The organism is Paenibacillus sp. FSL W8-1187 (assembly GCF_037965485.1).
Taxonomy (GTDB): Bacteria; Bacillota; Bacilli; order Paenibacillales; family Paenibacillaceae; genus Paenibacillus_O; species Paenibacillus_O pasadenensis.
Genome location: NZ_CP150181.1, coordinates 1,296,250 through 1,314,907, shown reverse-complemented (window position 1 = coordinate 1,314,907; position 18,658 = coordinate 1,296,250). Strand labels below are relative to the sequence as shown.

Below are 18,658 nucleotides of genomic sequence, written 5' to 3'. Positions count from 1 at the left end.
CCTTCAGGCGGGCTTATTTGTACGGCGTGATGTTCTCCTCATACCACTTGTCGTACTCGACATGCTCGGCCTGCTGCTTCTCGAACAGCCCGGCCGCTTCCTCGTCGATCTTCTTGCCGCCGAGCTTCTCGTACTGGGCCGGCCACTTGTCGAACGCGTCGAGCGGCGTCTTGCCCGTGATGATGCCCCAGAACAGCTCGTCGCGCACCTTCTTGACGTCGGCGGAGTAGCGGTCCCACTCGGGACGGTCGATCGCCTTGAACACGACGATCTTGTCGCGCATCGGCTGGCTGGTGGCGATCTTTTCCTCGAACATCTTCGTCACTTCCGGCGTGTTCTTGATGTTGGCGGCGTCCTTGCGCTGGATGTACCAGCCGAAGTTGCCGAGACCGAGCTTGCTGCCTTCCTCCGGCTGGATCGTCGGCGTGAAGATGCCGCCATCCATCTTGTAGTGCTCGCCCTCGTTGCCGAACGTGATCGTCTTGAACACCTCCGGCGTCGCCATCGTGTTCAGCACCTGCACCGCGCTGTCGACGTCCGTCGCGTCCGTCACGACGAGGTAGCACCAGCCGATGCCCGGATCGGGCAGGTCGGAGCTGAAGCCGTCCGGTCCCTGGATCGGCGCGATCGAGATGTACTCGCCGTCCGGATTGAGCTTCTTGAAGCTGATGTTGACCGAGTTGCCCGGGTTGAAGTAGTCGACCCAGCGGTAGAATGAGCCGACCTTGCCGGAGGCGTAGATGTCGTTGACCTTGTTGTCGTCGTTGTTGGCGCTCGTCGTCATGCGCGGGTCCATGACGCCTTCCTTGTACAGCTCGCTGAGCAGCTTCAGCACGTCCTTGACCTTCGGATCGAGCGCGCCGAACTGGATCGAGCCGTCGGCGTTCTTGACGAAGTTCTCCACGTCGAGGCCGTTCGCGTAGAAGAACGGCGCCAGCGAGCGGTAGTAGTTGTCGCCGGAGATGCCGTACGTATCCTTCTTGCCGTTGCCGTCCGGATCGCCGTTCGCGAAGGCGCGGAGCACCTCGACGTACTCGTCGAGCGTCTTCGGCGCCTGCAGGCCGAGCTTGTCGAGCCAGTCCTTGCGGACGATCGTCGTCATGTAGCTCGCTTCCGGCACGTCGCCCGGGATGCGGAAGATCTTGCCGCTCTTGTCCCAGTGGTAGAACAGCGTGTCCTTGCGGTAGTAGTCGAGGATCTCCTTGCCGTATTTCTGGAGGGATGGGGTGACGTCCTGCGCGATGCCGGCATCGACCCACTTGGTGTACTCCTTGGTGTCGCCGGTCCACAGGATGCCCGGACGCGTGTCCTTGGCGCTCATGAGCAGGTTGATCTTCGTGTTCAGCTCCGACCAGTCGGGCAGGAAGATCGGCTGCACGTCGACCTTGCGGCCCATCGATTTTTCCAGCTCGCCCTCAAGCGCCTTCTCCGCCCAGGAGTCCGGCGTCTTCGGTCCGGCCATGAGCGCCATCTTGATGGTGAAAGGCTCCTTCGGAGCTTCGGCTTCGCCGCCGCTGCCGGCCGCGTTCTGCGCGTTGTTGTCCGTGCCGGCCGCCGCGCCTTCGTTGCCGCCGCCGTTGCCGTTTCCGTTTCCGTTGCCGCCGGAGCAGCCGGCCGCCAGCAGCGCCATCGCCATCGTCGCGCTGAGCAGCATCGTCGTCTTTTTCATTCTCCCAATCCCCCAATTGTGAAGTGGATGCGTCATGCAAGCGAGTCATTGATTACGCTTACAAGGAACGGTTTGATTATACGCCCGGCCTGCGGGATCTGTAAACAACAAAATTTAATTTTATTTAATTTGTTTCATTTTGTTTATTTCGTGTCGAAGCTTGGTGGAAAAGGCGGATGCAGCTCAGTTGGACGGGTAGGTCGGGAGCTGGGGAAGGCTGGGCGATCGGATGGGTGCGTGCCGAATTGGAGATGCGTTTCGTGGACTAATTTCACAACATGCGTATTTGTTGAAGGATGTGGAAAAAGAGCGGAGCCTGGGCGATCAGCTGCTTGCAGCTGCGGGCGGAGCCTGGCGCGGGGCGGCTCAGCGGCGCGAGGGGCGGCATCTCCGCTACCGTTGCACGTACGCTCTACGCTCGTCGCGTTGCTCCATCCGGCCGCGCTCGGCGTCAGCTGGCTCCGCCTGCGTGAAAAAAGCATCCCGACCGCGTGCGGTCGGGATGCTTTTTGAGGCGCGCCTGGCGCGCGGGCTGCGCGCGTGGTGAAACCGCGCGTAGCCGGCGGCTTCGCTCCGCAGGCGAGCCCTACGCGCGGAAAAACCGCGCGTTGCCGGCGGCTTCGCGGCGCTAGCGCGCCCTACGCGCGGTAAAACCGCGCGTAGCCGGCGGCTTCGCGACGCCAGCGCGCCCTACGCGCGGAAAAACCGCGCCTAGCCGGCGGCTTCGCGGCGCTAGCGCGCCCTACGCGCGGAAAAACCGCGCGTAGCCGGCGGCTTCGCTCCGCAGGCGAGCCCTACGCGCGGAAAAACCGCGCCTAGCCGGCGGCTTCGCGACGCCAGCGCGCCCTACGCGCGGAAAAACCGCGCCTAGCCGGCGGCTTCGCTCCGCAGGCGAGCCCTACGCGCGGAAAAACCGCGCGTAGCCGGCGGCTTCGCTCCGCAGGCGAGCCCTACGCGCGGAAAAACCGCGCGTAGCGGGCCGCTTCGCTCGCCGGCGCGGACGTTTCCCTCTCGACGACTAGATGCCGCTTACGTTTTCGAAAGAATTTCCCAGAACGACTCCGCATTGAACTGGATAGCCGCTTCGCGAATCTTATTCAACTCATGGTGAGGAATTGTCGAGGTATTTCGGTTCATGTGCGTCATCCCGTCAAGAAATACCGTTGCGAATTCGTTGATCCGGGCTAAATAGATCTCCCGGTCCATCTCCGACCTTTCCAAGCCCGCCATCAGTTTGGATGCCTTCTCAAAGCCGAGCCGGATCTCTCGCCATGCTTCGTGATCGGATTCATCGATGGTCTCCATCTGAAGCGACAATTGGCCTAGGTTTGAAAAAGCAACGAAACAGGCAAGGAAACGATCATCGAGTTTCATTTTAGCCGAGGAAGGATTGCTTGCCTCGGGCAGAAACGAATCCAAGAAGGCAGCATTGCTCATCATGGAAGAAACCGCCGCTGCAGCGACATGATTCTTGATTTCCGCCAGCTCGGCGGATTTTCGATCCATTTCCCTCTCATGAAAAGCATAAAACAAGCCTGCTGCAATCAAAACCGCAGCTGCCATCACAAGCCACAGACGCTTTTTCTGTCTTCCTCCTTGAATCTCGGTGTCTGTCTATTGGGAGGCGGAAAGCCGCTGGAAATGATCGGGCGTCGTCGAACGGGCATCACCGTCCAGCCAGTCAGCCTACTGTTCGATGACCGGACCGAGCCGATACTGGATGAGCCGGCCGTCCTTCCCGAGGTAAGCCTCCCGGCCGACACGACTGATTTCAACGAAGCCGAGCTTTTCCAGCATCCTTCTTGAACGGGCGTTTTCCTCGTTCGTCTCGGCGTTGAAAAGGGTGATTCCGTATTTCTCCCTGGCCAATTCCATCATCTTCCCGGCGGCCAAGGATCCGATCCCCTTTCCCCAAAGGCCGCTCTCCCCGATTGAAATTCCGAGTTCCGCTGCATTCGTCCGGATCTGGGCCAGGTCCGCATATCCGATCAGCCTCCCCTCGAACTCGATTGCCATGCGAACCTGCGAATCTAGCATTTCAGATTCCTCATTCCGATTCAGGATTCAGCATGCCGAATGACGGCAGTCCCGCCCCCTTCACGCCCCGTACAAAAAGGACCTCATTCCGCCTGAAAGGCACGAAATGAGGTCCTCGCCTGACCTACGCCTACACCACCACGACCGCCAAGCCGCTCTCCCGCAGCGCCTGAGCCGCTTCGGCCGTGATGCGGTCGTCCGTGACGAGCCGCCCGACCTGCTCCAGGCTGCCGAAGCGCGTGAACGACTGCAGGCCGATCTTGCTGGCGTCCGCCAGCAGCACGACCTCGTCGGCCATCCGCAGCATCTGCTGCTTGACCCGCGCCTGCAGCTCGTTCGACTCGCTGAGGCCGCGCTCGACATGCAGCCCCTTGCACGAAAGGAACGCCTTGTCGACGTGATACTCCTCCAGCGAGCGCTCGGCCGAAGGGCCGACGAAGCTGAGCGAGGCGCGCGACAGCTGCCCGCCGGTACAGATGACCTGGATCTGCTCCTTGGCCGCCAGCTCCACCGCCACGCGCGCGGAGTTGGTCAGCACAGTCAGCGGCATGTCCGGCAGCTCCCGCGCCATGTACCACGCCGTCGAGCTGGCATCCAGCAGGATGCGCTCGCGCGGGCGCACCTGCCGCGCCGCCTCCGCCGCGATCCGCCGCTTCTGCGCGGCGAATGTCACCTCGCGCTCCGCGAACGGCGTCTCCGGCTGGGCGTCGCGGACGCTGACCGCGCCTCCGTGCGAGCGGCGCAGCCGCCCCTCCTGCTCCAGCCGGTCCAGGTCGCGGCGGATCGTCTCCTCCGTCACCCGGCACAGCTCGCTCAGCTCGGTGACGCGGATGCTGCCGCGCTCGTTGACCAGCTGCACGATCTGCTCGTAGCGCTCTGCCGCCAGCATGCTTCCTTCCTCCTCGCGGCCGCCGCGTCCGCTAGCGCAGGCGGCGGTCCTTCATTTCGTCCTGTTCATGAGCCGCCCCGCGTTCCTTACTCCGAGCGGCGGCCTTTGATCTAGTCTTGGGCGTTACCCCGAGCGGCGGCCCTTCCTCTTGTCCTTGAGCGCCTGCAGGCGTCCGTACGCTTCCGCCATCCGCTCGCCCGAGCCGGGCGTCGGCTCGTACGTCTCGACGCCGAACGAATCGCCGATGACGCGCCGCGCCTCGGACAGGCCGGACAGCTCGCCCGCCGAGATCCACTGCACGGCGAGATTGCCGATCGCGCTGCCCTCCGCCGGTCCCGCCCACACAGGGCGGCCGATGCTGTCCGCCGTCCACTGGCAGAGCAGCCGGTTCCGGATGCCGCCGCCGACCATATGGAGCCCGGAGAACGAGCGTCCGCTCACGAGCTCCGTCTGCTTCAACACATACCGGTATTGTAAAGCCAAGCTTTCCAGAATACAACGGGCATGCCCGGCATAGCCTTGCGGCTCCGGCTGGCCGCTCTCGCGGCACCACTGGCGGATGCGCGGCCCCATCGGGCCGGCAGGCAGGAACAGCGGATCGTCCGGGTCGATGAGCGGCCCGCCCGCAGGCAGCGCCCCCGCTCCGGCCAGCAGCTCCTCGTAGCCTGGACAATGGCCCTCACGCTGCCATTCGCGGCGCAGCTCCTCCAGGATCCATAGGCCCATGATGTTCTTCAGCAGCCGCCATGTGCCCGCCGCACCGCCTTCGTTGGTGAAGTTGTACGCCAGCGCCTGCTCGCTCAGCACCGGCTCCGGCACCTCCGTGCCCATGAGCGACCAGGTGCCGCAGCTCAGGTAGGCGAAGCTCTCCTCGCGCGCAGGCACGGCGACGACGGCTGAGGCGGTGTCATGCTCCGCCGCGCACAGCACCTGCACCTGCGCGGACAGGCCGAGCTCGGCGTGCACGGCGGCGGTCAGCTCGCCCGCGGCGTCGCCCGGCTGGGCCAGCGGGGCGAACAGGCGCACCGGCACCCCGGCCGCCTTGAGCAGCTCGTTGTCCCACTGGCGCGCGGACGGATTCAGCAGTCCGGTCGTCGTGGCGTTCGTGAACTCCTGCTTCTTTTCGCCGGTGAGGAAGTAGCGCAGCAGGTCCGGAATCATGAGCAGCGTCTGCGCCTGCCGGAGCTGAGGCGAGCGCCGCTCGCCCATCGCCGCCAGCTGGTAGATCGTGTTGAAAGGCAGGAACTGCAAGCCGCTCCGCCGGAACAGCCACTCGTCGCCATAGCGCTCGCGCAGCCGCTCCATCATGCCTTCCGCATGGCGGTCGCGGTAGTGGAGCGGATTGCCGAGCAGCGTCCCGTCCCGGCCGAGCAGGCCGAAGTCGACCGCCCACGAGTCGATGGCGAGGCTCGCGGGAGGCGCTCCGCCCTCGCGGGCGGCCAGCCGCAGCCCCTGCTTGAGCTCATGCAGAAGCCGCAGGATGTCCCAGTACAGCCCGCCGCCGGCCTGCACCGGCTCGTTGGCGAAGCGATGCACCTCCGTCAGCTCCATGCGGCTGCCGCCCAGCCGTCCGAGCACCGCGCGGCCGCTGCCCGCTCCGAGATCGAAGGCGAGCCGCGTCGTCATACGCGGGCTGCCTCGCCGCGCGGCAGCTGCACCTCGCGCTCATACGCCTTGACGTCGTCCAGCCACGCCTCGCGGGCCGGCACGCCGCTGCGCTCGCAGTAGTAGTCCCACACCGCGCCGAACGGATACGACTTGAACTCCTCGGCCAGCGCCAGCCTCGTCGTGTAGTCGCCGTCCAGCTCGGCCTGCCGCAGCGCTTCCGCCGGCTCCAGCAGCGCCCGCAAGAGCGCTTTCAGCGTGCTGCGCGTGCCGATGACCCAAGCGGCGACGCGGTTGATGCTGCCGTCGAAGAAGTCGAGGCCGATAAACGTGCGCTCCAGCAGCTCGCCGCGCACGAGCTCGCGGGCGATCTCCAGCAGCTCGTCGTCGAGGATGACGACATGGTCGCTGTCCCAGCGCATCGGGCGGCTCACATGCAGCAGGATGCCGCTCGCGAACAGCGACAGCGAGCTGAGCTTGTTCGAGATCGTTTCCGTCGGGTGGAAATGGCCGGAGTCGAGGCAGATCAGCTTGTCGTTCTGCAGCCCGTAGCCCATGTAGAACTCATGCGAGCCGACGACGTACGCCTCGGAGCCGAGCCCGAACAGCTTGCTCTCGACCGCGTCGAGATGATGCGCCGGGTCGAGCGGCTCGGCGAACACCTCGTCGAGCGCCTCCTTGAGCCGCCGGCGCGGAGCGAGCCGGTCGGCGGGCAGGTCCTTGTAGCCGTCCGGCACCCAGACGTTCGTGACGCATGGCTGGCCGAGCTGCTCGCCGAACGACGCGCCGATGCGGCGCGACGCCTGGCAGTGCTCGATCCAGAAGCGGCGCACGGCCTCGTCCGGATGGCTGAGCGTGAAGCCGTCGGCGGCTTTTGGATGCGAGAAGCAGGTCGGGTTGAAGTCCAGCCCGAGCCCCTGCTCCTTAGCCCAGTCGACCCAGCGCTGGAAGTGCTTCGGCTCCAGCTCGTTCAGGTCGACCGCCTCTTCGGTGTCGGCGTAGATCGCATGCAGGTTCACCTTGTGCTTGCCGGGGATGAGCGAGAACGCCCGCTCCAGGTCGGCGCGCAGCTCCTGCGGCGTGCGGGCGGCTCCGGGATAGGAGCCGGTGACGGAGATGCCGCCGGACAGCTCCTGCTCGCGGAACAGGAAGCCGCGCACGTCGTCCCCTTGCCAGCAATGGACGGACAGCTTGATGCGGGAGAGCCGCTCCAGCGCCTCGTCGGTATCGATGCCGTGGGCGGCGTATTGGGCGCGGGCGAGCTCGTAGCTCTGCTTTACGGTTGGATTCATCGGCGATTGAGCCTCCTTGTCGGGTTCGGTTATCGGGTAAAGGCGGCCGGCACGCCGCCGTCGACCGTCAGCATGCAGCCGGTCGTCTTCTCCGCGCGGGCGGAGGCGAAGAAGGCGATGCCCTCCGCGATGTCGCGCGGATAGATGTTGACGCGCAGCGTCGTCCGCTGGCGGTAATACTCCTCCAGCTGGTCCGGCTCGATGCCGTAGGCGGCCGCGCGCTCCTCGCGCCAGGACGAGTTCCAGATCGCCGAGCCTTGCAGGATCGCGTCCGGCAGCACCGTGTTGACGCGGATGCCGAGCTCGCCTCCCTCGGCCGCGATGCAGCGGGCCAGATGGGCCTCCAGCGCCTTGGCCGCGCTGTAGGCGGAGGCGTTCTTGCCGGCGTAGACGGAGTTTTTGGAGCCGATGAACACCATGCTGCCGCCGCGCGCCTGCTCCTTCATCTGCCGGAACGCCTCGCGCGCCACGAGGAAGTAGCCGGTGCCGAGCACGTTCATGTTGAGGTTCCATTCCTTGAGCGTCGTCTCCTCGAACGGGCTGGACGTCGCCAGTCCGGCGTTGTTGACGAGGATGTCGACGCCGCCGTACGCGAGCGCCGTCTCGGCGAATGCCGCCGCGACCTGCTCCTCGCTCGTCACGTCCATCCGCACGGCGAGCGCGCGGCCTTCGCCGAAGCGGGCGTTGATGTCGTCCGCGACCTTCTGCGCGCCTTCGAGGTTGAGGTCGGCGAGCACGAGATGCGCGCCGCCCTCGGCCAGACGGCGTGCCGTCTCGCTGCCGATGCCGCCCGCGCCGCCGGTGATGAAGGCGATCTGGCGGGAAAATTCCGCTTCGGCCGGAGCGAGCGACAGCTTATACAGCTCCAGCGGCCAGTACTCGACGTTGTAGGATTCGTTTTCGCTCAGGGAGACGAACCGGCCGAGCGCCGTCGCGCCGCGCATGACCGCCACCGCCCGATGGTACAGCGCGCCGCTGACGCGGGCGCTGGCAAGGCTCTTGCCCGTATTCACCATGCCGACGCCCGGGATGAGGATGACGCGCGGCGCGGCCTCGAAGCGCCGGTCGCCTTCGTTCTTGTTTCGCTCGAAGTAGGCCTTATAGTTCTCCTTGTACGCCTCGATTCCCTGCCGGAGGGCGGCCTGAAGAGCCGCGATGCCCGCCTCCGAGCTGTCCGGCGTCCAGTCGGCGAGCAGCGGCACGACCTTCGTATGCACGAGATGGTCCGGGCAGGCGGCGCCGACCTGCGACAGCTGCGGCGCGTCCGCTCCGCCTGCGAAGGCGAGGATGTCGTCGCCGTCGTCGAACGACAGCACCATGCGCTTCTCGTCGCTGACGAGGCCGCGGATGAGCGGCATGACGGCCGCGGCGACGCGGCGGCGGTCCGTCTCCGGCAGCGGCGCGGACTTCAGTCCGCCGAACAGGCGCGAGCCGTCGACGCGGGCTTCGATGAACGCCTCCGCCTCGGAGATGATTCGGATCGTCTGCTCGTAGCACGCCTCCTGCGTGTCGCCCCAGGTGACGAGGCCGTGCTTCTCCATGAGCACGAGCTCGGCGTTCGGGTTGGCGCGGACGCCGTCCGCGATCATCTTGGAGAGCGTGAAGCCGGGGCGGATGTACGGCACCCAGACGAAGCGCTCGCCGAAGATCTCGGCCGCCAGCTCGCGGCCGTTGTCCGCGCAGCAGAGCGAGATGATCGCGTCGGGATGCGTGTGGTCCACATGCTTGAACGGCAGGAAAGCATGCAGCAGCGTCTCGATCGACGCCCGCGGGTGGGACGCGTCGATCATGCAGTGGCCGAGGTAGGCGACCATCTCCTCGTCGCTCATCGCCTCGCGCTCGCGCAGCTCAAGCACGTCGTCGAGGCGCAGGCCGGTGAAGTTCCGGGCCGTCATCGACGCGAGGTCGGAGCCGCTGCCTTTGACGTACATGACGTCGATCTCGCGTCCGCGGAAGTCCTTCACCGTCGTTTTCGTCGACGTGTTGCCGCCGCCCCAGTTGCAGACGGAGCGGTCCGCCCCGATTCGGTTGGAGCGGTAGACGAGCCCCGCCAGTCCCTCGAGCGATTCGTTCTGCTCCTTTGCCGCTTTTTCCGCCGCTTCCTGATTCCACAAGCTTTGTACCATGCGAGTCCGCCTCCGTTTGGCTTTGAATGATGGATGAATGCCAGAGATGAATCCGTTCTCTTCGTTTTCATGATGTCCGAATGAGTTTGAATTCGTTTGATTCATTTTAATCCAACTATATCATGTTTGTTTTTGTTTGGATATATGGATTTATTTTTGAAAAGGCTCCCGGCCGATCACCAGCGAGCGGACCGCGAGCCGGATCAGGCCGTAGGCGAACCCGTTGGCCGCGCCGGAGAGAACGAACAGCCATCCGAAGCCGCCAGGCGCCAGCGAGCCGGGCTCGGCCAAGGCGTTGAAGGCAAGCATCAGCGCGCCTCCGGCCGCCCCATGCAGCAGCACGGAAAGCAAGGCGCGTCCCGAGCCGTCCTTTTTCCCGACGATCCGGCCGATCATCCAGGAAACCGGCATCGCGACGCATAACGTGCCGATCCAGCTGAATAGTAGGACGTAGATCAGCGCGGCAGGCTCGAGCAGAAACAGGCTGATTCCGATGGAGGCGAGCAACGGCGCGACAAACAGAGCCGCCAGATGGGAAGCCAGCTCCGCCTTCATCCGCCGCTCGGCCGCGTTCCGCCGGATGCGCCGTTCTTGCTCTTTTTCTCCCTCAGCAGCCCTCTCGAAGTCGCGCGGGCGCGCTTCCTCGTGGTCATTCGGGCCTGCTCCGTCGTGCTCGGCTTCATCTTCGTGCTTGTCTGCTATTGCTCCATCGTGCGCGTTCGGGCCTGCTCCTTTGTGCTCGGCTTTATCCTCGTGCTTGTCTGCTACTGCTCCATCGTGCTCAATCGGGCCTGCTCCGTCGTGCGCGTTCGGGCCAGCTTTCTCATGCTCAGGCACATCCTCATGTTCGGCCGCTACCGCTTCCTCGTACTCGTCTGCCACTGCTCCCTCTTGCTCGCGAGCTCTCCCCTTCACTCCCTGGCAATCCTCCGTCTCTCGACGAGCGTATTTCCCCATGCCCTGCCCCGCTCCAGCACCTGCTTGCTCCGGTTTCTTCGTCTCTTCATGCGGCATTCGGCGCGCCTCCTTCATCAGGCAGATCCGTGCGGTTCCAGAGCCCGCGCTCCCGCGCTCGGGACCGTGAAGCTGGAGCTCCGGCTATCGGATTCCGCCTTTTCTTTTCCAGCCTAACCCAGCTTCTCCATGCCGCCCAGTACGAACTTTCATAGGCCCATCAGTGGGACAGCAAGTTGGAGATGGCGATCCATAAGAAACAACCTCATCCGGAATCTGTTATACTGCAATTAATTTAGTTATAAGATATTTTCATGGACAAAGGAGAACTGAAGATGAGAAAGCTCGTTCTTTTCCTGCACGCATCGCTTGACGGCTTTGTCGAAGGGCCGAATGGCGCGATGGATATCGGCTGGGTTTCCTACGATGCTCATTTGGAAAAGCATGCGAAAGAAATTCTGAGCACAGCCGACACGGTCATCTGGGGACGCGGGACTTACGAGATGATGTACGGGTACTGGCCGTCCGTGCCGTCGGATCCATCCGCTTCGCAGCATGAGCGGGATCATGCCGAGTGGATTGAAAAGACAACCAAAATCGTGTTCTCCACGACGCTGGAGAAAGTCGAATGGGCGAATTCCCGACTCGTGAAAGAGGAGGTCAAGGAAGCGATCCTAGCCCTCAAGCAGCAGCCAGGCAAGGACATGGTCATTCTCGGCAGTCCTAGGCTCGCGCACCGCCTTATGCAGCTTGATTTGATCGACGAGTTTAAGATTACGGTTTCTCCGGTCCTGATCGGCAAAGGATTGCCGTTGTTCCAAGGCATCGAGGAGAAGATCAGCCTGGAGCTGGTCGAAAACAAAACCTTTGACTCTGGAGCCATCGGGCTCGTTTATCGAAGGGCAAGATGAGCACGGCATTGGATTTTCCATTGTCCAAAGGAACGTACATGACCGTTCCGGTCACGCATCATCCATGAAAAAAGGCTTCCTTGGTTGCCCCGGCAACCAAGGAAGCCTTTTTGGATAGAGGGAAGCTAGGCGTTAAGCGGCGCCGCAGCAGAAGAAACCCCCGGTCGCGCCGAGCTGCTCGGGTTTTCCGCGCAACTCCGACTCGTTGGCACCCGGTCGCGCTCAGTTACTCGGTTTTTCCGCGCAAATCCGACTCGTTGGCACCCCGTCGAGCCGAGTTACTCGGATTTTCCGCGCAACTCCGACGTGGAGGCACCCGGTCGCGCCGAGCTGCTCGGGTTTTCCGCGTAACTCCGACGTGGAGGCGCCTGGTCGCGCCGAGTTACTCGGGTTTTCCGCGTAACTCCGACGTGGAGGCGCCTGGTCGCGCCGAGTTACTCGGGTTTTCCGCGTAACTCCGACGTGGAGGCACCGGGTCGCGCCGAGTTGCTTGGGTTTTCCGCGTAACTCCGACGTGGGGGCGCCTGGTCGAGCCGAGTTGCTCGGGTTTTCCGCGTAACTCCGACGTGGAGGCGTCTCGTCGAACCGAGTTACTCGGGTTTTCCGCGTAACTCCGACGTGGAGGCGCCCGGTCGAGCCGAGTTGCTCGGATTTTCCGCGTAACTCCGACGTGGAGGTGCCTGATCGAGCCGAGTTGCTCGGGTTTTCCGCGTAACTCCGACGCGGGGGCGCTGGGTCGAGCCGAGTTGCTCGGATTTTCCGCGTAACTCCGACGTGGAGGCGCCTGGTCGCGCCGAGTTGCTCGGGTTTTCCGCGCAACTCAGACGCAGGGGCGACGAGTGCGCCTTCCTTAGCGGTAGTTGGAATTGGGGAGCGCCGCGACTCACGCTGCGGGACGCTCGAAGTGGTTTTTTTGCAAAACAACCGGCTGTAACCCGAAAAAATCGGGTTACTGCCTCCACCGAGCGCGATTCCAAAGCTGTAGCCCGAAAAAATCGGGTTACGGCCTCCCTCGAGCGCGATTCCAGTGCTGCAACCCGAAAAAATCGGGTTACTGCCTACCCGGAACGCGATTCCAGAGCCGTAACCCGAAAAAATCGGGTTGCAGCCTCCCCCGAGCGCGGCTCCAGTGCTGTAACCCGAAAAAATCGGGTTGCAGCCCTCCCCGTTCGCTTCCATCCCCTGATCTCAGCAGCCTGCAAAAATAAAAAGCCGCCTCCGGAATACCGGAAGCGGCTGAAGCGAACAGCCTTCGCACGCACGGTGCCGATAGGCTCGGCGCCTACAGATCCTGCATGAACTGCAGGATCCTATCGTTCAGGCCCGGCAGCCCTTCGTGGCCGAAGTCGGGGTAGATCTCCAGCGACTTGGGCGCGGTGATCTTGTTGTAGGCGGCGAACTGGGTGGACGGCGGGCAGATCGAGTCCATCAGGCCGACGCCGAGCAGCGTCTCGCCCTGGATGCGCGGCGCGAGATTCTGGATGTCGATGTAGCCCAGGCGCGTGAAGATCTCCTGCTCGCGCTTGTGCTGCGGATCGAACAAGCGGAAATAGTTCCGCAGCTCGGCGTAAGCGTCCTTGGCCTGATCCATCTCCCAGACGCGGCGGTAGTCGCTCAGGAACGGGTAGACCGGCGCCAGGCGCTTCACGCGAGGCTCCAGCGCGGCGCAGGCGATCGTCAGCGCGCCTCCCTGCGACCAGCCGGTCGCGCCGATGCGCTCCGCGTCGACCTCCGGCATGTCCATGGCGATGCGGGCGAGCTGCGCCGTGTCGAGGAAGATCTGCCGAAACAGCAGGTCGTCCGGCTCGCCGTCGAGGCCGCGGATGATGTGACCGTTCAGCGTGTTGCCTTTGACGCCGCCGCGGTCCTCGGAGCCGCCGCCCTGTCCGCGGCAGTCCATGGAGAAGACGGAGTAGCCGAGCGAAGCGTAGCTGAGCTTGTCGGCCCAGTCGCCGGCGTTGCCGGAGTAGCCGTGGAACTGCAGCAGCGCGGCGTGAGGCTCGGGCACGTTTTTCGGACGGATGTACTTGGCATGGATGCGCGCGCCGCGCACGCCGGTGAAGTACAGGTCGAAGCAGTCTGCAGTCGGCACCTGGAAGGCGGACGGCACGAGCTCGACCTCGGCCGCGGTCGCGTCGAGCTCCTGGAGCGCGCGCTCCCAGTAGGCGTCGAAGTCGTCCGGACGCGGATTGATGCCCTCGTAGCGGCGCAGCTGCTCGAGCGGCATGTCTAGCATTGGCATGACGAATACCTCGCTTTGTTAGGTAGGATGAGATCGCTTTCCTTCCTTTTACCACGCTTTTCTTGGCAGCGTCAATTATTCAAAATAAAACAAGGACAGCTAATACCGCTAATAAAGGGATGAGAAAATAGGCTTACTTTAGAAAAGTCTACGAAAGGAGAGAGCCGGATTCACATGAAGGAAGAAAATGATGTCAATCCCAAAAGCAAACCCCGGGCCCTTCTGGAGCTATTCGCGGCATCAACCAAGCTGGGACTGACTTCATTCGGAGGTCCGATCGCCCACCTTGGCTATTTTCACGACGAATACGTAACTCGCCGGAAATGGATCGACGAGCGCGTTTACGCGGAGCTGGTCGCATTGTGCCAGTTCCTTCCCGGACCAGCCAGCAGCCAAGTCGGCATTGGAATCGGCCTGATCCGTGCAGGGCTGTTGGGAGGGGTGGTCGCCTGGATCGGCTTTACCCTCCCCTCCTTTCTTGCCCTGACTCTGTTCGCGTTCTTGCTGCAAGGCTATCCTATGGATGCTGCAGGATGGATACACGGGCTTAAAATCGTCGCCGTAGCCATCGTCGCTCATGCGATTATCGGCATGGGACAGAAACTGACGCCTGACCGGAATCGGGTGGCAATCGCGGTTATTTCGGCGACCGTCACCCTCTCGTGGCAGACCGCGTTCAGCCAAGTGCTGCTCATCGTTGCGGCAGGGCTGATCGGGCTTTTGATGTACTCTAAAACGGCCTCATCTGATTTTTCCAGCCTATCCGTGCCAGTAAGCCGTGGAACCGCTGCGCTATGTCTCGGCCTCTTTGCAAGCTTATGGATTGCGCTGCCTCTGCTTCGACCCTTTTCAAACACGGGTTTTCTCCCTCTGTTCGACAGCTTCTACCGTGCAGGCTCCCTTGTATTCGGAGGGGGACATGTCGTACTCCCCTTGCTTGAACGTGAGGCTGTGCCCGCCGGATGGGTTACGAGCGAGGACTTCCTGGCCGGTTACGGCGCCGCTCAGGCGGTCCCTGGACCCTTGTTCACCTTTGCCGGCTATTTGGGAGCCATGGCATTCGGCTTTTCTGGCGCTGTGGTGGCTACCCTTGCTATATTCCTGCCTGCCTTCTTCATGATCATCGGCGCCTTGCCCTTTTGGAGCTCCTTGCGCAGCATTCCGAAGGTGCAAGGCGCATTGATGGGGATCAATGCGGCGGTTGTCGGCATTCTGCTCGCTGCGCTATATGATCCTCTATGGACGACAGCCATTTTGTCCCCCGCTGATTTTGCGTTGGCCATGATCTTGTTCGTTCTGATTGCGCTCTGGAAATGGCCGCCTTGGATCGTTGTCGCGGCAAGTGCCGCAGGAGGAATGATGATAAGCTGAGCTCCCGGGTCCTCTGTGAGGACGGTCACATCCCTTCCGTGCGGTATTTGCTACAGTTAGGGCATCAACGGAAGGAGGGCACGATCATGGATGCAGCAAGCGGCGTCACTAAGCCGGAGACGGCTCCGGGCAACTCGGCCGCCTTTTCTGCGGACAGCCTCGCGAAGCTGTCGGCGCTCATGCGCAAGCATCGGATTCCTGCGGGCGGCCACGTGTTCTGGGAGGGCGAGCCGGCGGAATACTGGTACTACCTCGAGCACGGCCATGTCAAAGGCATGAAGACGAGCGCCGAGGGCAAGGAATTCACGATGTACCGCTACAAGCAGGGCGATTTCTTCGGCCAGCTCGGCTTCGACGGAGAGCCGTCGCAAAGCTTCAGCGCCGTCGCGCAGACCGACTGCGTCATCAGCTTCATCCCGCGCGGCGAGCTGGAGTTCGCGCTGTGGCGGTTCGGCGGCCTGGCGCTGGAGTGCATCGGCTGGATGAGCCAGATGAACCGGCACACGCAGACGAAGCTGCGCGACCTGATGCTCTACGGCAAGCCCGGCGCGCTCTGCTCCACGCTCATCCGCATGGCCAATACGTACGGCATGCCCGTCGACGACGGCATCCTGATCACGCAGCGCATCACCAACTCCGAGCTGGCCGAGACGATCGGAGCCGCGCGCGAGAGCGTCAACCGGCTGCTCGCCGATTACCGCCGCGCGGGCGCGCTGTCGATGCGCCAGGGCCATATCGTCGTCCACGACCTGGAGCAGCTCATGCAGCACTGCCGCTGCGAGGGCTGTCCGAAGGAAATCTGCCGCATGTAGCTCATGCGCTGGCCGGACCGGGACCGGACCGCAGCCAGCGGCACGGCCGGCGGCCGCAAAGGCGCAGAGCCGCGGCGTCGATCGCAAAGAAGCCGTCCGAGAGGACGGCTTTTTGCTGCGGGGCGGGGGGACGCCAGGCGCTGGCTAGTCCTTCAGCACCATGCCGAACAGCGCGGCGAAGATGAACGCCTGCTCGCGCGAGATGATGCAGCCCCGCAGATCGTCCGGATTGCAGGACAGTCCCGTGAACTCGCTGTCGCTCAGGTCGATGCCCCTCAGCGGCGTGCCGAGCAGCGCGCCGTCCAGCTTGCAGCGGTGGAATTCCGTCTTGGCGAGCTTCGCCATGCAGAAGTCCGCGCGGTTCAGCGAGCTGTCGGCGAACACGACCCCCTTGAGGTCGGCAGCGCGCAGGTTGGCATAGTCGAGCTGGCAGTCCTCGACGAGCACGTTGCGCAGCATCGCTTCGCTCAGATCGGCTCCGACGAGCTTGCAGGAGCGGAACTGCGCGCGGTGGACGACCGCTCGGCTCAGATCGGCGTTGGACAGATCGCAGCGGTCGAACAGCACGTCCGTGAGCTCCAGGCTCCGCAGCTTGGCCGAGTCGAATGTGACGCCTCGGAACACGACGCCGTCGAACACGACCTTGTCGGCGTCCAGCTCTTCCAGCCGCTCGCCTTCGACGAGCCCGTGCTCGAACGCATCCCGCGTGCCCAGCCGCGCCGGCAGCGACAGCCTTTCCGGCTCCGCCGGCAGCCGCGGCGCCTCCAGCTTCAGCCTCTTTCGCGTCTCGCTCATCGGCTCACCTTCTTCATTAGAAATAAGAACATCCGTTCCAGCATAGCGCATCGCGCCGCAGCCGCGCAAGCCGCCAGCCGCAATGTCGCCGGCGCTCGGGGCGCTTGCACGCGGGGCGCTGCAGGCCGCATGAGCATCGCAAAAAGGCCTTCCCGCAGGAAGGCCTTGAATTCCGTTCCGCCGCCTAGCAACGCTCCAGGATCAGCTGCGTCTTGAGGGAATCCTGCGGCGTCAGCCAGCCCTTGCCCTGCAGGAAGGCGATCCGCTTATCCCGCTCCGCCGCGGCCTCGGCGAGTGCGTTAAATCCGCCGTTAAAGGTTGAATGCCGCCCAAGGTTTATTGAATCTGTTCCCAGCCCTGCAGCAGCTCCATCATGCTATCCAGCGGGCCGGAGTGATGGCGGTCGCGGTTGGTGGCGCAGCTGATCTTGCGCCGATGGCGGAATTCCGGGATCGCTCTTGCCAGCAGCTGGCCTCTGGCCACCTCTGCCTGGATCGCGAGTCCCGATGCGAATGTAACATGCCCGCCCTGAATGACCATCTGCTTGATCGCTTCCAGCGAATCCAGCTCCAGATGCTGCTCCAGCCGGACTCCATGCTGCTCCAGCCAGCGGTCCGTCAGCTCGCGCGTGCTGGAATGCGGTCCATGGAGCACAAAATCAGCCGTGCATAGGAGGCCCGGGGTCAGCTCAGAGCTCGCGGCCAGATCATGGCTCGGAGCATGCGCCAGCACCAGCTCGTCGTCGCAGAGCTCGCGCACGTCCAGCATCGGCAGGCGGAACGGCTCCGCCGACAGGACGCCGAGATCGATCTCGTGATTCAGCAGCATCTCCTTGATCACGGCGGAGGGCTTGACCGCCAGCGTGACCGTCACCTTGGGATGGCGCGCTGCGAACTCCTTGAGCAGGCGCGGCAGCATATAAGTAGCCGGGACATAGCTGGCTCCGACGCGGAGGGTCCCTCTGCCGGGAGTTCCGTATTCCTCGACGGTCCGCTTCGCCTCGGAGGCCAGGCAGTTGATTTTGCCGGCATAATGCAGCAAGGCGCGTCCAGCTTCGGTCAGAATCACCTTGTCCATCCGAGGCTCGAACAGCTTCACGCCGTACTCCTGCTCCAGCGACTTCATATGGTAGGTGACCGTAGGCTGCTTGAGGCCCAGCGCCTCTGCCACGGCGGTTATTTTGCGGTGCTTGTCGAGCAGCTCGACGATCTGGAATTTAAGCAGGTTCATCTCCCTCACCCGCCTCCCAATCGTTGATGGCGACAGCGGCTTGCTCCTGACCCGGACCAGCGGGAGAAGTCGGACAGGAATAGTCCTTGCGTCCGGTCAGATCGACGAGCGTCAGCCGCAGGCCATGCTTGGCCCCGGTATCGATGCCGAGCTTGCCGGGACCGCGCCACAGCTCTCCCGGCGGCGCTCCGATCTTGTGCGTCGGCGTATGCCCGAACACGATTTGTACTTGCGGCAGCCATTCGCCGCTTGTCTCCAACGTCCCGCCGCCATGCATCGGCGGCGCCTCTGCGGCCTCCGCGGCCCCCCAGAATTCTTCCCGGATGCCGATGAGATCGCGCTCCGCCTGCCGCTCCAGAGGCACTCCGGGACGGATGCCGGCATGCACGAACAGCCATCCGCCAGCCGCGGCATGCAGCGGCAGGCGCTTCAGAAACTGCAGCTGAACGGAGCTGCCGTGATCCAGGCTCCCGCGGCTCTCCAGCTCCTGCTCCAGATGCCGCTGCAGATGCCGCTCCATGTTGCCGGCGAGCGCGACGGCGCCGCCGGCCGTCAGCTCCATGATTTCGTCCAGAGAACTCCATGTACACGGCTCGTAATCGATATAATCGCCCAGCAGAAAGAGCTTGTCCCGGCCCGGCTCGTAGGCGGCCGCTTGCAGCAGCCGGCGAGCCTCGGCGGTGAAGCCATGGATGTCGGACAACGCGAGTATTCGGGACATGAGG

15 protein-coding genes are annotated in these 18,658 nt (G+C 63.6%); 3 read left to right on the top strand and 12 right to left on the bottom strand.

Features of this window, described 5'->3' with window-relative positions; translation table 11 throughout:
* Positions 1 to 13: 13 nt before the first annotated feature.
* The 8 genes from NYE40_RS05720 to NYE40_RS05685 all read right to left on the bottom strand — a co-directional run bounded on the left by NYE40_RS05720 (position 14) and on the right by NYE40_RS05685 (position 10,650).
* The gene (locus NYE40_RS05720; protein WP_339279509.1) at positions 14 to 1,669 is read right to left on the bottom strand and encodes an ABC transporter substrate-binding protein; all 1,656 of its coding nucleotides are present in this window, start codon (positions 1,667 to 1,669) and stop codon (positions 14 to 16) included.
* 1,029 nt (positions 1,670 to 2,698) lie between these two features.
* Positions 2,699 to 3,235, bottom strand: coding sequence for a hypothetical protein (locus tag NYE40_RS05715; protein WP_127464544.1), 537 nt, complete (start codon positions 3,233 to 3,235; stop codon positions 2,699 to 2,701).
* 120 nt (positions 3,236 to 3,355) lie between these two features.
* Positions 3,356 to 3,685 carry a GNAT family N-acetyltransferase gene (locus NYE40_RS05710; RefSeq protein ID WP_240479064.1) on the bottom strand — a complete coding sequence of 110 codons (330 nt, stop codon included), beginning with the start codon at positions 3,683 to 3,685 and terminating at the stop codon, positions 3,356 to 3,358.
* A 151-nt stretch (positions 3,686 to 3,836) separates the two neighbouring features.
* Positions 3,837 to 4,595 (bottom strand): DeoR/GlpR family DNA-binding transcription regulator, encoded by a 759-nt coding sequence (locus NYE40_RS05705; protein ID WP_028600385.1) that lies wholly within the window; start codon positions 4,593 to 4,595, stop codon positions 3,837 to 3,839.
* 123 nt (positions 4,596 to 4,718) lie between these two features.
* Positions 4,719 to 6,221 carry a rhamnulokinase family protein gene (locus NYE40_RS05700; protein ID WP_028600384.1) on the bottom strand — a complete coding sequence of 501 codons (1,503 nt, stop codon included), beginning with the start codon at positions 6,219 to 6,221 and terminating at the stop codon, positions 4,719 to 4,721.
* On the bottom strand, positions 6,218 to 7,492 hold the full coding sequence (rhaA, locus tag NYE40_RS05695) for an L-rhamnose isomerase (RefSeq protein WP_028600383.1): 1,275 nt from the start codon (positions 7,490 to 7,492) through the stop codon (positions 6,218 to 6,220). Before rhaA ends, NYE40_RS05700 begins: the two co-directional genes overlap by 4 nt.
* Before the next feature lie 29 nt (positions 7,493 to 7,521).
* On the bottom strand, positions 7,522 to 9,618 hold the full coding sequence (locus tag NYE40_RS05690; RefSeq protein WP_028600382.1) for a bifunctional rhamnulose-1-phosphate aldolase/short-chain dehydrogenase: 2,097 nt from the start codon (positions 9,616 to 9,618) through the stop codon (positions 7,522 to 7,524).
* 150 nt (positions 9,619 to 9,768) lie between these two features.
* Positions 9,769 to 10,650 carry a hypothetical protein gene (locus NYE40_RS05685; RefSeq protein ID WP_339279507.1) on the bottom strand — a complete coding sequence of 294 codons (882 nt, stop codon included), beginning with the start codon at positions 10,648 to 10,650 and terminating at the stop codon, positions 9,769 to 9,771.
* Positions 10,651 to 10,907: 257 nt separating this feature from the next.
* Between NYE40_RS05685 and NYE40_RS05680 the strand changes: the two genes are divergently transcribed.
* Entirely contained in the window at positions 10,908 to 11,483 is a 576-nt protein-coding gene (locus tag NYE40_RS05680; RefSeq protein ID WP_028600379.1) for a dihydrofolate reductase family protein, read from the top strand.
* Between the two features lie 1,282 nt (positions 11,484 to 12,765).
* Here NYE40_RS05680 and NYE40_RS05675 read toward each other — a convergent pair.
* Positions 12,766 to 13,725, bottom strand: coding sequence for an acetylxylan esterase (locus NYE40_RS05675; RefSeq protein WP_028600378.1), 960 nt, complete (start codon positions 13,723 to 13,725; stop codon positions 12,766 to 12,768).
* A gap of 174 nt (positions 13,726 to 13,899) precedes the next feature.
* Between NYE40_RS05675 and NYE40_RS05670 the strand changes: the two genes are divergently transcribed.
* Positions 13,900 to 15,096, top strand: coding sequence for a chromate transporter (locus NYE40_RS05670; RefSeq protein WP_101808641.1), 1,197 nt, complete (start codon positions 13,900 to 13,902; stop codon positions 15,094 to 15,096).
* Between the two features lie 86 nt (positions 15,097 to 15,182).
* On the top strand, positions 15,183 to 15,908 hold the full coding sequence (locus NYE40_RS05665) for a Crp/Fnr family transcriptional regulator (RefSeq protein WP_101808640.1): 726 nt from the start codon (positions 15,183 to 15,185) through the stop codon (positions 15,906 to 15,908).
* A 144-nt stretch (positions 15,909 to 16,052) separates the two neighbouring features.
* Here NYE40_RS05665 and NYE40_RS05660 read toward each other — a convergent pair whose 3' ends face one another.
* From NYE40_RS05660 to NYE40_RS05650, 3 genes are all read right to left on the bottom strand, one after another.
* Positions 16,053 to 16,703, bottom strand: a complete 651-nt coding sequence (locus tag NYE40_RS05660; RefSeq protein WP_101808639.1) for a pentapeptide repeat-containing protein — start codon at positions 16,701 to 16,703, stop codon at positions 16,053 to 16,055.
* 336 nt (positions 16,704 to 17,039) lie between these two features.
* Entirely contained in the window at positions 17,040 to 17,933 is an 894-nt protein-coding gene (locus tag NYE40_RS05655; protein WP_101808638.1) for a LysR substrate-binding domain-containing protein, read from the bottom strand.
* Positions 17,920 to 18,654, bottom strand: coding sequence for a metallophosphoesterase (locus NYE40_RS05650; RefSeq protein WP_101808637.1), 735 nt, complete (start codon positions 18,652 to 18,654; stop codon positions 17,920 to 17,922). Before NYE40_RS05650 ends, NYE40_RS05655 begins: the two co-directional genes overlap by 14 nt.
* Between the last annotated feature and the right edge of the window lie 4 nt (positions 18,655 to 18,658).

What these genes read in the sequence shown, in the direction of transcription:
- NYE40_RS05720 (WP_339279509.1), bottom strand. Translation starts at nt 1,669, where the DNA reads ATGAAAAAGACGACGATGCTGCTCAGCGCGACGATGGCGATGGCGCTG.
- NYE40_RS05710 (WP_240479064.1), bottom strand. Translation starts at nt 3,685, where the DNA reads ATGGCAATCGAGTTCGAGGGGAGGCTGATCGGATATGCGGACCTGGCC.
- NYE40_RS05705 (WP_028600385.1), bottom strand. Translation starts at nt 4,595, where the DNA reads ATGCTGGCGGCAGAGCGCTACGAGCAGATCGTGCAGCTGGTCAACGAG.
- NYE40_RS05700 (WP_028600384.1), bottom strand. Translation starts at nt 6,221, where the DNA reads ATGACGACGCGGCTCGCCTTCGATCTCGGAGCGGGCAGCGGCCGCGCG.
- rhaA (WP_028600383.1), bottom strand. Translation starts at nt 7,492, where the DNA reads ATGAATCCAACCGTAAAGCAGAGCTACGAGCTCGCCCGCGCCCAATAC.
- NYE40_RS05690 (WP_028600382.1), bottom strand. Translation starts at nt 9,618, where the DNA reads ATGGTACAAAGCTTGTGGAATCAGGAAGCGGCGGAAAAAGCGGCAAAG.
- NYE40_RS05685 (WP_339279507.1), bottom strand. Translation starts at nt 10,650, where the DNA reads ATGAAGGAGGCGCGCCGAATGCCGCATGAAGAGACGAAGAAACCGGAG.
- NYE40_RS05680 (WP_028600379.1), top strand. Translation starts at nt 10,908, where the DNA reads ATGAGAAAGCTCGTTCTTTTCCTGCACGCATCGCTTGACGGCTTTGTC.
- NYE40_RS05675 (WP_028600378.1), bottom strand. Translation starts at nt 13,725, where the DNA reads ATGCCAATGCTAGACATGCCGCTCGAGCAGCTGCGCCGCTACGAGGGC.
- NYE40_RS05670 (WP_101808641.1), top strand. Translation starts at nt 13,900, where the DNA reads ATGAAGGAAGAAAATGATGTCAATCCCAAAAGCAAACCCCGGGCCCTT.
- NYE40_RS05665 (WP_101808640.1), top strand. Translation starts at nt 15,183, where the DNA reads ATGGATGCAGCAAGCGGCGTCACTAAGCCGGAGACGGCTCCGGGCAAC.
- NYE40_RS05660 (WP_101808639.1), bottom strand. Translation starts at nt 16,703, where the DNA reads ATGAGCGAGACGCGAAAGAGGCTGAAGCTGGAGGCGCCGCGGCTGCCG.
- NYE40_RS05655 (WP_101808638.1), bottom strand. Translation starts at nt 17,933, where the DNA reads ATGAACCTGCTTAAATTCCAGATCGTCGAGCTGCTCGACAAGCACCGC.
- NYE40_RS05650 (WP_101808637.1), bottom strand. Translation starts at nt 18,654, where the DNA reads ATGTCCCGAATACTCGCGTTGTCCGACATCCATGGCTTCACCGCCGAG.